Here is a 14,124-nt window from a genome sequence, read left to right as displayed (position 1 = left end):
GGAACCGGTCGGAGATGTCATGAGATCACGGTCCGCTCCTCCCCCTGCTAAGGGGGAGGCTGGGAGGGGGCAGTACAGCGATCAGCCGTAAATGCAAAATTAAACACAGAGCAGGATGAGCTCTAACACATAAAACCGATAAGCCATCATCACGATGTAAAGGTGGGGCACGATGAATAAGCGCATAAAAAAATGGCCGGTAACGGTCTGGATGTGTTGTGGTTTGGGCTGTTTTGCTGTGTTACCGGTGTGGGCGAAAACCACCACAACCAACTATCAGTGGCAATCCGCGCCTTCTGAGCAGACACAAGATGAACTCACGATTAAAGAAGCGATCCTGCGAGCATTTGGCCGTCATCCGCAAATTGCTCAGGCCTCGGCGCAGATCCACGTAGGGGAAGCCAACCTCACCGTGGCAAAAAGCGCTTGGTATCCTCAGGTATCGCTGCAAAGTGCGGCGGGGCGTTCGCATCAAACGGACTCCTCCGGTTCGCTCAACAGCAATGCGTCTACGGGCGTGACGCTGAACCAGCTGCTGTATGATTTTGGTAAAACCAGCGGCAGCATTGATGAGCAACATAATCTAGGCGCGGCCTATGATTATCAGCTCTATACGGTGCTCAATAACGTGGGCCAGCAAACGGTTCAGGCGTATTTACAGGTAAAACGCTATCAAGAGCTGATGGCGGCGGCAAAGCGCAATTTGGCCTCGCTTGAATCGGTGAAAGAGATGTCAAAGCTGCGCGCAGATGCTGGGCTCAGCTCTCAGTCTGACGTGTTACAAGCGGAAACCCGCATTGCAGGCATGAACGCCACCTATGAACAATATCGTGCGCAGGAACGCTCCGCTCAGGCAAACCTGACGGTGTTGACCGGCGTGGTATCTGAAAACCTTCCCGACCTCCCCAAAGACCTGCTCGATCAAAAGGTCACCATCAAAGATCTTCCTTATGAACAGAACAGCGCGGTGCGTAGCGCTCAGGCTAAGCAATTAGCCGCCGAGCAGCGCGTGCGACAGGCTGAGGCGCAGCATTGGCCGACAATTTCTGTGCAGGCTGGTCGAACTCGTTATGAAAACAGTGACAGTTCTTACTGGGATGACCGCGTGCAGTTAGTGGTGCAAGCGCCAATCTATCAAGGAGGCGCTACCAGCGCCAAGGTGGATGCGGCAGAAGGCGATCGCCAAGCGGCACTGGCAGAGGTTGAGGCCAGCAAGCTGGATATTAACCAAAAAGCCTCGGTGGCTTATGCCGATTTGATTGGCGCACAGCAGCGCCAAGAGGCCGGTGAAGAGCAGTTTAGCTCGGCGGAAAATACGCGCAGCGTGTATCAGGATGAATACAAGCTCAGCAAACGTAGCCTGAACGATCTGCTCAGCGTTGAGCAAGACGTGTTACAGGCCGATAGCGCGGCGATAGTGGCTCGTTATGACGTTTGGGATGCGGCGGTTCGCTATGCGGGTGCCGTCGATAACTTATTAGATATGCTGAATATTTCTCGGCCAAAGGTCACGGGTGACACCCTGCCGGCATTATAACAAGCGCGTTAAATCCAGAAGAGGTATGAGATGGCAGCAGAGCAACATTCAGGCGCCGATAAATGGATTTTAGCGATGGTGCGCGCCGCAGGGCGCTTTGGACTTCCCTGCGATATTCCAGCGCTGCGTCAGCAGATGCGCTGGTTTGAAAATCTTCCGTTACAGCGCCGCTTAGAGCGGATAGGCGCGCTACTGGGTTTACAGATAACTATCCGACCGAAAAACAGCGTGAGCTGGCGCAACGAAGTAATGCCGGTGATGGCGCAGCTAGAAGATGGCTCGGTGCTGATCTTGGAAAACCTTGATGCTGAAAAACATGTCAGCTATTGGCTAAGCGACTGCGGCGATATGGTGCGAGAAGAAGAGCTTGAGGCTCTGCTCGGTCGCATACAGCCAGACGTGGTGCTGCTCGGCATCGCCGCGCGCGGACATGATTCACGCATCGATGATTTTGTGCAGCCCTATCAGCAGCATTGGTTTTGGCATCACTTTAAGCATGCAGGCCGCAAACTTTCAGAGATCTCTATGGCGTCGGTGCTGGGCAACGTTTTGGCGCTGGCGGGGATCTTGTTTTCCATGCAGGTGTATGACCGCGTGATCCCTGCGCAGTCGTATCCGACGCTGTGGGTGCTGTTTGTGGGCGTTTTGTTTGCGGCTTTTTTAGAGTATTTCATCCGCCTCTCGCGTACCCATATCTCCGATTTGATGGGCAAGCATATTGACCTAAAAGTGTCGTCGATGTTCTTTGCCCGCGCGCTGGCGATTAAAAACGATGCACGGCCAAAATCGACCGGCTCTTTTATTTCTCAACTGCGTGAAATCGATCAGGTACGCGAACTGCTGACTTCCACCACGGTGGGCGCGGCGATGGACATGCCGTTTGTGCTGCTGTTTTTGGTGATTATGGCGATGGTGGGTGGGCCGCTGGTGGCAATCCCACTGATAGCGATTCCGCTGATTGTGATCCCCGGTATTCTGATCCAGTGGCCGCTGGCGAAACTCGCTAAAGAAGGGATGCGTGAAAGCGCGATTCGTAATGCGGTATTGGTGGAATCGATTGAAGGTGTTGAGGATATCAAAGCGCTACAGGCTGAACCCTATTTTCAGCGTCAATGGGAGCAAACGCATCACGTGAGCGCCGCTATCGGGATGAAGCAGCGTGTCTGGGGTGCGCGCTTGAGCGGCTGGGCATCGACCGTGCAGCAGGTGACCTATGCGGGCATGTTGGTGCTGGGAACGTATCTGGTCTTAGCGGGCGACATTACTACCGGCACCATGGTGGCCTGTAGCCTGCTGTCTTCGCGCACGATTGCGCCTTTGATGCAGCTCACCATGGTGTTTTCGCGCTGGCAACATGCCAAGAGCGCGATGACCGGTTTGAACGATTTGCTGAAGAAACCGCTCGACCGCGACCCCGAGCATAAAATGGCGCACTGTCCGGCGCTGGCGGGTCATTATCAGCTCGATAATGTGCAATATAGCTACGATATCGAAAAGGGTGAGCAGGCGCTGTATATCCCTGAACTTGAGATTAAGCCGGGCGAACGCGTGGCGCTGATTGGCAAAGTTGGGGCAGGCAAATCGACCTTGCTGAAACTGCTGTCAGGCCAAGCCGAAGCCAGCAAAGGCAAGCTGATTATCGACGGCGTAGATATGGCCCATATCGATCCGGTCGATGTGCGGCGCCAAATTGGGCTGCTTTCGCAGGATTCACGGCTATTTTTTGGCACCCTGCGGCAAAACCTGATGTTAGGCCATCCACATGCGACGGATCAGGAGCTGATTCAAGCGCTGCGCATCAGCGGTGCGCTGAGCATGGTGCAAAAAGACGCCGCCAGTCTTGACCGTATGATCAATGAAGGCGGGCGCGGTTTGTCCGGTGGGCAGCGGCAAATGGTGATGCTGAGCCGCATGATTGTGCGTAATCCGCAGGTTGTACTGCTGGACGAGCCGACCGCCTCAATGGATGAACAGCTCGAAAGCTACGTGATAAGGCAGCTACAAAGCTGGATGGCGGGGCGAACCTTGATCTTGGTGACGCATCGTCCGGCGCTGCTGTCGTTAGTTGACCGAATTATTGTGATGGACGGCGGAAAAGTGGTTGCTGATGGTTCGCGAGATGAAATTCTCGGCCAGACGCAGCGTAATAGCAACGTGACGTCGGTTGTAGCCTAAGGGGAGACGGTATGGCAGAGCTCACAATGCAGGAAGATATGGCACGCCAGTCGCGCTTTTACTCCTCGGTGGTGTGGTTAACGTTAGCTGGAATGACGTTCTTTTTTGTTTGGTCTTACTTTGCCACCTTAGATGAAGTGACGGTGGGGACGGGCAAAGTCACCACCTCGATCCGCGCCCAGCTGATTGAGAGCTTAGACGGTGGTATTGTTTCGGCGCTGCTGGTGCACGAAGGCGATATTGTCAAAAAAGGGCAGATTTTGGCGCGGCTCGATCCGAAACGCTTTCAGTCTAACTACGGCGAAGCGGCGGCCAGAGCGCGTGCGCTGCGGGCATCTTCGGAGCGATTACGTTCGGAACTGACCGGAGAGCCGCTCAAGTTCAGCGCCAGTACGTTAGCCGAACCGGCGTTGGTCGCACGTGAGCGCCAGCTTTATGACTCACGTCGACGCAACCTCAATGAAACCGTAGCGAATTTACAAGAGTCATACCGCTTGGTGATTGCCGAGCTAAAAATGACGCAGCCGTTGGTGGCGAAAGGCGCGGCGAGTCAGGTTGAGGTGATTCGTTTGCAGCGACAGGCCAGCGAATTGCAGGGCAAAATTGACGATGCGCGTAACCAGTACGCGCTGAGAGCGCGTGAAGAGCAGGTAAAAAACAACGCAGATCTGGACGCTCAGCTTGAAGTGATGGCGGGTAAAGAAGACCAGTTAGATCGCGTGACCATGATTTCACCGGTGCGCGGCATTGTGAAAGATATTCAGGTGATGACGGTTGGCGGCGTGCTGCAACCCGGTGGCAAGCTGATGGAAATCGTGCCGCTGGAAGATCAGCTGTTAATTGAAACGCGCATCAACCCGCGTGATATCGCCTATATTCGTCCAGGGCTTGCGGCAACGGTGAAAATTACCGCCTATGACTCTTCTATCTATGGCAATTTGGATGGCACGGTAGAAATTGTTTCACCGGATACGTTGCAAGATGAAGTGCGCCGCGATCAATATTATTACCGTGTGTACGTGCGCACTAAGAGCGCAGAGCTCAGAAATAAAGCAGGGCGAAAATTCCCAATCCTGCCCGGCATGGTGGCCAGCGTAGAGATTAAAACCGGCCAGAAAACCGTGCTGGATTATTTGATCAAGCCGTTGAATAAGGTGAAAGAGGCGCTGAGGGAGCGGTGAGGTTGGCAAGATACCCCACCCTAACCCTTGGGTTGCTATGTTGATAGACCCCACCCTAACCCTCCCCTTGTCAGGGGAGGGAACCGTTTGGAGCCTGCTGAAAGATTCTCGATCGGCTCCTCCCCCTGCGAAGGGGGAGGTTGGGAGGGGGGGGGCTGCATACGGGGGCTAAAAGTCACAATAATAAAAACATATCAGACGCCGATCACATTTTCTGTTAGAATCCACCACAATTATGTTGCACTCGCAGTTTGTGCCTATCCCTCGTGGTGATCACCTATCTACCGCGTCTGATAAATCCACCCGGAAACTGCACCCGACCTTTCGGGTCAAGGTGGATTTGGAGTTTTACCCTAATATGTCTTTTGATACTCTCGGCCTGAGTGCCGAATTGTTGCGCGCTGTTGAAGAACAGGGCTATCGCGAACCTACGCCTATTCAATCTCAAGCGATCCCGGTGGTTTTACAACGCCGTGACCTGATGGCCAGTGCCCAAACCGGTACCGGCAAAACCGCAGGCTTTACGCTGCCGCTGTTACAGCTGCTTTCTAAGGATGCGCAGCCGGTAAAAGGCCGCCGCCCTGTGCGTGCGCTGATCCTGACGCCAACGCGCGAACTGGCTGCCCAGATCGGCGAGAACGTGCGTGATTACAGCAAATATTTAAATATTCGCTCGCTGGTGGTTTTCGGCGGCGTGAGCATTAACCCGCAGATGATGAAACTGCGCGGTGGCGTTGACGTTCTGGTTGCTACGCCAGGTCGTTTGCTGGATTTAGAACATCAACGCGCGGTTGATTTATCCAACGTTGAAATTCTGGTGTTGGACGAAGCTGACCGCATGTTGGATATGGGCTTTATTCACGATATTCGTCGTGTATTGGCTAAACTGCCAGCTAAGCGTCAGAACCTGCTGTTCTCTGCAACGTTCTCTGATGAAATCAAAGAGCTGGCAAACAAATTGCTGACAAATCCGGCTTCCGTTGAAGTGGCGCGTCGCAACACGGCGTCTGAACAGGTTGAGCAGTCAGTGCATTTCGTTGATAAGCGCCGTAAGCGCGAGCTGTTGGCCCAGCTTATCGGCACCCATAACTGGCAGCAGGTACTGGTTTTCACCCGTACCAAATACGGCGCTAACCATCTGGCTGAACAGCTGAATAAAGATGGTATTACCGCCGCAGCCATCCACGGTAACAAAAGTCAGGGTGCGCGTACCCGTGCGCTGGCTGATTTTAAAGCCGGTTCGATTCGCGTTTTAGTTGCGACAGATATCGCCGCACGTGGTTTGGATATCGATCAGTTACCGCACGTGGTTAATTTTGAGCTGCCAAACGTACCGGAAGATTATGTTCACCGTATCGGCCGTACTGGCCGTGCAGAATCCACTGGCGAAGCATTGTCTTTAGTCTGTGTGGATGAGCATAAGCTGCTGCGTGATATTGAACGTTTGCTGAAACGTGAGATCCCACGTATTGCGATTGAAGGCTATGAGCCAGATCCAAGCATTAAAGCCGATCCGATCCAAAACGGCCGTCAAAGCCAAGGTCGTGGTCAGGGACGTGGACAAGGCCAAGGTCGCGGACAGTCTCAGGGTCGCAGCCAAGGTAACGGCCAGTCACGCGATGGTGCTCGCTCTGGTGAGAAACCACGCAGCAACAATGGCAATAATGGCGGTCAGCGCCGTGCGGCGGGAGAAGGTCGTAAGCCTGAAGCCCGTGGTGATGCGCCTTCGTCACAGCAGCGTCGTCCGTATCGTGGTAACAAGAAACCAGCAACCACTGCGTAATTCTTGTCGCTGATATAACTAAAAGCCAACCTTCGGGTTGGCTTTTTTGTTTATGGTGCGAGGCGAGCGGTATTGCGGCCTTGCTGTTTGGCGAGATACAGGGCTTGGTCGGCATTTTCGATCAGCGTTTTAGCATCCACGCCGTTCTGCCACTGAGCAATGCCTTGGCTGAGTGAAACATACGGGGAAACGTCTGATTGATCGTGGGGTAGCGCTAGAGCGAACACTAAGGCCTTGAGGCGTTCAGCAACCTTTGCTGCGGCGTACTTATCCTGATTTGGCAACAAAATAATAAACTCTTCACCGCCATAGCGCCCCACCAAATCTTGGGCGCTGCGAACGGCCTGTTGGAAACATTTGGCTAATTGGATCAGGCATGAATCACCAGCCTGATGGCCGTAGCGGTCGTTATATTTTTTAAAGTAATCGACATCGATCAAGATAATAGAAAAGGGACTGTCGGTTTTTCTCGCCTGTTCAATAGCGTGCTGTAGTTTGCGATCAAAATAGCGGCGATTAGCCAACGCGGTTAGCGGGTCTTGCTGCGACATTAACGTGAGCTTATTCGCTAGCCGAACATTTTGATGTTCCCGCGTTACCGCCAGCACAAACCAGCGGCGCAATAGACGGCGTCCGGTTTCGAATAGCACTGCAAATACCAGATACCCCGCAAGATAAACCACACTTAGGGTGCTACTAAAAAACATCGCGTGCACAACGATGATGGCCCATATCGGTGTGGTGGCGAATAGGAGGTGGCGTGATGAAGGATAGAGCGCAATTAAAGACGACAGCATCAGCAAGGTTGAAATAGCAAAAATAAGGTGGCTGAAATCACTGTAGAACAGCAGCGAAAGAATAAAGCACCACATCAATCCAATGCTTAACGCGATGACGAGCATGGTGTGGCTAAACTGATTTTCAATAATTCGGGTAAATCGCAAAACGGCCACGTAACTGCACAGTATTATCATTATCACGATGAGTGCTTGTTCGAGTAGTGAGGATAATACGGGAGCCGCTGGCATTTTATAGGTGACGTAAAAATAATCGCGACAAAAAACAAATAAGACAAACGCGATTTGTACGCTTAATAACCAGCTTACGTTCATTTTTACGGCGCGGATCTCAGCGGCTTTTAGCCTGTTATGCAGCGTTAGCGTTCGGGGTTGCGCATTTTTTTCAGTAAGCTCGATCATTGATATGTGCCTAATAATTTTGGACAGCAACTCTAATAGATTTAAGAGAGCAATTGAAATTTATTATGGGCTATCAGGAGCAAAGCGCTGGGATTTATTATGAAAAAGCGAGAGGCGTGAAGAAAGGATAAAGGGCGATGCTGAGAAAAGCAGCGCCAGTTTATTCGCTTACATCTTACATATAGTTGTATGCGTATACCGCGGCAGCCATGATGATCATGACGATGGTTATCTTGCGCATGGGAAGTCTCTTTGTCATTTTTGAGGGGCGGAGCTTAGCATAAGTAGCATGCTTGCGTTATGACACAGCTAGCAATCTTGGGAGAATGATGGCGGCGAATAGACGCTCACTGCACCGCATGTTATAGGGATTTATCATTAAAAATCATCTGCTATGGGTGTGCAGGGCTGGAGTGAGCCTCTGAGCTATTTTCATCTGGTTTCTTTTCGTCTGACTTCAGTGGTGTTACCACTGGGCTCGCGTTGGCAATGGCATTTCCTAAGCTTGCTGTTGCATTCGGATTAATAGCCCACGCAGGTGTTGGCGTGCCGAGATCGTCAAGGCTTTGCCATTTCAAATCGCATCCACCATTCTTCGGGCACCACGATTCGGTTCTGCTGCCAAAGGGAGCTACAACGCCCTTAGCTGGCTGTAATTTTCCATTAATATCCATTTGGAACAACGTCACATAATAGGGCGTTGGATTTTCAACTGTTACCAAGTCTCCATGCCTTTGCCAGCGTAACTGTTGGTAGGCTTGGTTTGGTTCTCCTTTTAAACCCGAAGGACGGTAAATCAATTTATATCGCGAACGAATGGCCAGCTGCAAATCATTGCCCGTAGGCCGGCCGGATGGGATCGCCGTGATACTTAATTGAAATAAGCTTTCTCTGTCATTGGGTAGTTTTCCTTCAGTGCGAATAACGCGTATGTAATTTTCCTGCTTTTTTCTCAGTGGCAGAAGGGGAGGCGTAGCAACAAAATTAGCTAATCCAGAATTAGGCAACGCCTGCTGTATGTTATTTCCCTGCGTGTTATCCGGTAATATTTTTGTTTGAATTAAATAGGGTGAATTATCTGAATTTTTAACCAGAAAAGAGAGACCTTTTTCATTCTCTTCATGATAAATAAAACGGGTACCGCCTATCATTATTCCAGCATGTCCATTTGCTGTAAGTAATGCTGATAATAATATGGTGTAAAACAGTTTGTGGAATTTTTTATTATCAAAGCATCTCATAAAGTGCCTCTACGGGTAAGCTGTGGTAAATGTCGCACTTGAGGTTACCGTTCCTGTTTTTAAGGCAGAACCGTCGGCAGCCATTTTGGCATAAAAAATAAGTGATTTAGTTGCTACACCACCCGCAATTAAATAAGATTTTGATGTTCCACCAACTGAAATAGTTCTCCTAGTATCATCCATAATAACTATGCCGATACCGCTTGCTGAACTGCCTGGTGATAGTTTGAAATAATCAGGGCTATTTTCATCAGGTGTCCCAGAAAATGTAACCTGTACGCCATGGCTAATAGCACCGCAGTTTTCGAGATTAATCGTAAATTGCACTGCAGGTGAACTCGTACTACCTTGGGAGAATAGGCTAATGGGTACACTTCCCAGATCAACGGATTTATTCACAGAATCTGAGGATACTGAACAGGTGCCATTGGTGACCTTTCCGGTAATATTTACCGTAACGTCGTGAGCAAGCGCTGGTAGAACGATGCCAGAACTTAAAAAGAGTATTGTTACCAACAGTATTTTATGCAAACCCTTTTCATAAATTCCTTTATTAGGAATGGTGCTATTATTTAGCATGATTAATCCTATTGATAAGCCAAATCGAGAAATAGCACAGAGTTAGCATTTCCTACCGTTACCGGTAATTTAGTTACTTTATATGCCAGTTTAAACGTTAATACATTGCTATCACCAGAAACCAACTTCTGCTGTAATGATTGACCGTTTATAGGAATAAGATTGTCAGCGTTATCTCTGATTTGGATAGCTAAACCCTTTACCGTATCATCTGCATCTGGATTGCTCAGTGCCAATAACGTAGGATCGTCGAGGTCTGGTTCTCCTGAAAGCGTCACTACGGTACCTATAATTCCCTCATTGCATCCCGTCAGCGAGATACTTAACCTTCTTGTCGTTAATACTTTACCCACGGTGGTCAATGTGTTATTTGCATAAGAGCCAAGATCGATATTCTGTGCTTGGCTTTTCTTAGCAACAGTACATGAACTTGGTAATATAGTTCCTCTTATATTTATAGGTGTTGAACCATTGTAAACGACATTAGCATAACCCGCGTAAGGAAAGAGGCTGCTAAGTATGAAAAAACCTATGTTCCATTTATATTTCATCATGGTTTCACTATTCCATTGATAATATGACGGAGATCTGTGCGTTATAGTTTTTTGGCTTTGGCGCAGTCCCGGTTCGTGATACCAACTGGAATGAAATCGGGTATTCAAAGTATCCCTCGTGTCGTTCACCCACAGTCATTTGAGTTGTTGGAACTTGGGCTACCTCAGAATAGTTGACCGGAAGTATATTCCCTTGACCATCGCGTACTATCAAACCAATTTCTGGCGTATTTTGAATGCCGATAATATTTTGCCCATCCCCCGGATAGAGTGATGATATGGAAATACGCACTATATCACCGTCTCCCGATCCCCCGCCGCCTGAACATAGCCCTTGGATGCCCAAGCGGGTGGGTGCATCATCTAAGATCCCGCCCGCGCCTGCCGCAGTAAAATCAGCGGCAAAGTGATCTGGCATTATCACTTCAGGTTTATCCAACTGAAGTTTACAAGTAGGTGGAATATGTAGCTTCCCTGAAATATAAACGGCAGTTATACCATCGGTGCTAGTAGGAACAGTGACATCAGACGTATTTATTTCTGATACGGCGACATATCCCAAAAAAACATTATTTAGCATGATGTCATGTGGATCAGGGTTGTTACTTGGTGGAAAGACCATAACCGCGGCGTAAACGGGCTGCGAAATAGCACTAGAGTTCTTATCTGTAACTGCCCATCGGTTCAAAGAGGTGAATCCGGGTACTGTACCCACTGCTAACTTCATCCTGAATCCTTGATGATATGGGTCATCAAGGGTAATCGTAGCTCCATTGTCACGAGTTAAGTAACCATTATTTTCTGAAAACACGGTATAACTTGTCGGTTCTGGGTCTGTCGGCTGGCACTTGATCGGTCCCGGAGCCGCCACCACAACGGGATAGGTATATCCTTGAGGTGTAGGATCGCCAACAGGCGGCGTGGTCATGTTCATCTGAATATGCAGTTCGGGCACCATGCCATTGCTGGGGCTGCATATTCCTGGATCGGCACTATAAGCTATATGGCTGTATAAACTGATAATAAACAGCCCAAATAATATTGCTAAGCGAGGAGGAAATAAGTTCAATAGACTGCGCATTGCTATGACCTGTTTAATAAAATATGAGATTGTTAGCACCATTCTTCCGCCGCATTGAATGAATGACGTCATGAAAATATCCACCTATTTGCATACTATATTGGCATAGACGATAGCCTTATTAAGGCTGTCTTCAGGTAGAGTATAATTAACTTGGCATTGATCGCTCGCGCTCGGACCCCATTGTGAATTCAAGGTTCCTTTTAGAGGCAGCCCTGCCATATACACCTGCCCTTCGTCTCCTACGATGCCACTGGCAGTAATATCGGTTCTGCTCACGCTGGCACCGAAGGGTAGGGGTTTACCATTATGCATGATGGTTAATAACGCTCTCACGCCGTTGTGTGCGGTAAAATTAGCGCGCACAATCGCTCCTTGCGTAGGTACAACGCTAACCACGGCATCATCGATGTCCGTGTGGTTATCGAGTGTATTGGTATTGAGGGCAATACGGTTTTGGCGGTAGGTGCTGGCGTAAGGCACAACAGCATATCCACGCCAGTCAGTTTTCACCCCTGTGTTATTTTCAACACTGACATTATCAGCACCGGGCGCGGCGATAAGCACGTTGGTATCGCCAAGAGGTTGGCTGAGCGTAATCCCATTACGGTGGGCAACAATACCACCTGATACACCATAGTTGACCTGCTTATAGTCAGCGCTGTAGTTGTACCCTAAGTTTGTACTGCCATAGCCCCCTTGGTAGTTGGTGCTAACGCTGCCACTATTACCGACCCCGTTATTTCCATAGCCTTCCATTACGCTGTAGCTGAGATTATTGTCATCCAGTAATGTTCCGCTAATACCTGCCTGTTGAGTTGTGTTACCGTTCTTATCTCTATTTCCGCTGTAAGTGGCAAACGCATTATGTCCAGACTGCATCGTGTCGTCTTGTGCCGGAGATAAAAATTGTGCCAAAGGAATGGAAATATTAAATGAGACAACCTGATCTGCATCTGGTTGGTTTTGCATTTTATTATAGTTATATGCCACGCTATAACTGGCATTCCAGATGGTACTATTAAATCCGAACTGTATCAGGGTATCAGTTTCATCAGTATGCCAATAACTTTGTTGGCTGGCAGAGACAAATAGACCGCTTTCCTTCCCTACTTGCTGGCTAATATTGGCCTGTAACTTCCCGCGTTTGGTATAGTTCAGGTCATAATAATCAAAATAATTGGACTGATCGTTATTGTCTTTTTTGTCATCTTCGTTTTCGGTGTCATTATACCCACTCATTCTTTTATAGGTGGTTTCGCTTAAGGTATAGAAACCCTCGGTAGAATAGCGATATCCGAGTAATTGGAAGTTAGTCCCAAATTTGTTTAGCGTTTTAGCATATAGAAAACGCATTGATTGCCCTTGATGGGTAGTGTCATCAGCCAGCGTGCTGTTCGCCTGAGTGATATCAACAGAGAATGCGCCTAAATCACCGAAGTTTTTGCCCAACCCAACGGCAAAACTACGATATTTATCAGATAACTGTGTTCCACCATAGACAGTCATTCCATGAGGTAAACCCCAGAGTATGGTTGCCTGGCCAAATTCAGGGGTATCTTGCTGATTACCCCCGCTACGATATTTTCCGGCACTGACGGCATATTTAACTCGTCCTTCTCGTTGTAAAACAGGTACACCGGAAAAAGGAACAGAGTAAGAATTAATGCTGCCATCACTTTCTTCAACTAGAACCAGTAAATCGCCACTGGATGAGGTTGGGAATAAATCATTAATCTCAAATGCGCCAGGCGCTACGTAAGTTTGATAAATCACGTAGTTATTTTGTTTTATCGTTACTTTTGCATTGCTCTTTGCAATTCCACGAATAGTTGGCGCAAAACCTTTCTGACTATCGGGCAACATGTTGTCATCAGACGAAAGCTGTATACCACGAACGGGAACACTGTCAAAAACGTCGCCAGATGTACTGGTATCCCCGGCAACAAATTCAGATTTCAATGGAGTAATAGTACGTTCAACATAGGTACTGATATGTTGAATATCACTAGAGTGATCGCTGCCAGAATCCTGACTGTTCCACGAAGCGCTGTCACGTAAGCGCCATGGCCCGAGGTTAATTCCACTTTGCAAACTGAGGAACTTGTCAGACTGGCGTTCGTTGTAAGCCTTAGTTTCATTGCCCGTGAAATTGTAATTCAACAGTAGGGCGTTGATCCCTTCATCCCATTGCTCTGGGGCAATATAGCCACGAGCATCATTTTTCATCGCAATTTGTGGAATACTCAAATCAAGACGCTGTTTTTCAAAGTCGAAAGAAGCTCTGCTTCCTAAAACGATGGATTCCAGATTGACCGCTTTATCTTCCGCAGTCTCTTTGAGCGCAGGCATGGATTTTATGTTTACACCAAACGTTTCCAGTTCTTTGATACTGAAAAATGGCACGAGCGTATCCGTTGTATCCGACGATTTTGTATTTAATGATGCTTCGACAGGTGCTGCCGTATTTTTCTCCGGCGCCACCGTCGCTTTTGAATATTTGAAGTCCACGTCACGCGTAGCGACAAAGGTATCGTTAATATAGATATCAACGCGATAACTCCCAGGAGCCTGCCCACCTTCATTGTTGAAGCGTGAGAGATCCGCAATTGCGGAAGGATCGCTGGATAGAAATGCCGGATTAAAATACTGCTCAGCGAATACTTGCACCGGAGAAACAATAGCCAGTGATGAAAAAACAACGGGCGCATAACGGCTAATAGCAGATCTCGCTCGTGGAACTGATGCGAAATAAAGTTGCTTTTTCATCTTACTTTCAATCCTGGAAAATATA

Annotated in this window: 10 protein-coding genes; 4 read left to right on the top strand and 6 right to left on the bottom strand. The window is 48.8% G+C overall.

Annotated elements, in window-relative coordinates; all coding sequences use genetic code 11:
• The first annotated feature begins 172 nt into the window (after window positions 1-172).
• The 4 genes from RSC70_RS14440 (at window position 173) to rhlE (ending at window position 6,676) form a co-directional block, all read left to right on the top strand.
• Window positions 173-1,537, top strand: a complete 1,365-nt coding sequence (locus RSC70_RS14440; protein WP_025798054.1) for a TolC family outer membrane protein — start codon at window positions 173-175, stop codon at window positions 1,535-1,537.
• A 30-nt stretch (window positions 1,538-1,567) separates the two neighbouring features.
• The gene (locus RSC70_RS14435; RefSeq protein ID WP_130998986.1) at window positions 1,568-3,712 is read left to right on the top strand and encodes a type I secretion system permease/ATPase; all 2,145 of its coding nucleotides are present in this window, start codon (window positions 1,568-1,570) and stop codon (window positions 3,710-3,712) included.
• A gap of 11 nt (window positions 3,713-3,723) precedes the next feature.
• Complete coding sequence (locus tag RSC70_RS14430; protein ID WP_063586824.1) at window positions 3,724-4,893, top strand: HlyD family efflux transporter periplasmic adaptor subunit; 1,170 nt, start codon at window positions 3,724-3,726, stop codon at window positions 4,891-4,893.
• A 358-nt stretch (window positions 4,894-5,251) separates the two neighbouring features.
• Complete coding sequence (rhlE, locus tag RSC70_RS14425) at window positions 5,252-6,676, top strand: ATP-dependent RNA helicase RhlE (RefSeq protein ID WP_040044643.1); 1,425 nt, start codon at window positions 5,252-5,254, stop codon at window positions 6,674-6,676.
• A 50-nt stretch (window positions 6,677-6,726) separates the two neighbouring features.
• Here rhlE and RSC70_RS14420 read toward each other — a convergent pair whose 3' ends face one another.
• The 6 genes from RSC70_RS14420 to RSC70_RS14395 all read right to left on the bottom strand — a co-directional run bounded on the left by RSC70_RS14420 (window position 6,727) and on the right by RSC70_RS14395 (window position 14,099).
• Entirely contained in the window at window positions 6,727-7,875 is a 1,149-nt protein-coding gene (locus RSC70_RS14420; RefSeq protein WP_282807285.1) for a GGDEF domain-containing protein, read from the bottom strand.
• A gap of 392 nt (window positions 7,876-8,267) precedes the next feature.
• Entirely contained in the window at window positions 8,268-9,116 is an 849-nt protein-coding gene (locus tag RSC70_RS14415) for a fimbrial biogenesis chaperone (protein WP_282807284.1), read from the bottom strand.
• Between the two features lie 9 nt (window positions 9,117-9,125).
• Window positions 9,126-9,695 (bottom strand): fimbrial protein, encoded by a 570-nt coding sequence (locus RSC70_RS14410; RefSeq protein ID WP_282807283.1) that lies wholly within the window; start codon window positions 9,693-9,695, stop codon window positions 9,126-9,128.
• Between the two features lie 8 nt (window positions 9,696-9,703).
• On the bottom strand, window positions 9,704-10,249 hold the full coding sequence (locus tag RSC70_RS14405) for a fimbrial protein (RefSeq protein WP_282807282.1): 546 nt from the start codon (window positions 10,247-10,249) through the stop codon (window positions 9,704-9,706).
• 7 nt (window positions 10,250-10,256) lie between these two features.
• Entirely contained in the window at window positions 10,257-11,402 is a 1,146-nt protein-coding gene (locus RSC70_RS14400; protein ID WP_282807281.1) for a hypothetical protein, read from the bottom strand.
• 12 nt (window positions 11,403-11,414) lie between these two features.
• Window positions 11,415-14,099 carry a fimbrial biogenesis usher protein gene (locus RSC70_RS14395; RefSeq protein WP_282814051.1) on the bottom strand — a complete coding sequence of 895 codons (2,685 nt, stop codon included), beginning with the start codon at window positions 14,097-14,099 and terminating at the stop codon, window positions 11,415-11,417.
• Window positions 14,100-14,124: the final 25 nt, after the last annotated feature.

It is taken from the genome of Hafnia sp., from assembly GCF_036648275.1.
In the GTDB taxonomy this organism is placed as follows: Bacteria; Pseudomonadota; Gammaproteobacteria; order Enterobacterales; family Enterobacteriaceae; genus Hafnia; species Hafnia alvei.
The sequence above is the reverse complement of the archived record's forward strand: the minus strand, read 5'-3'. Positions and strand labels throughout refer to the sequence as shown.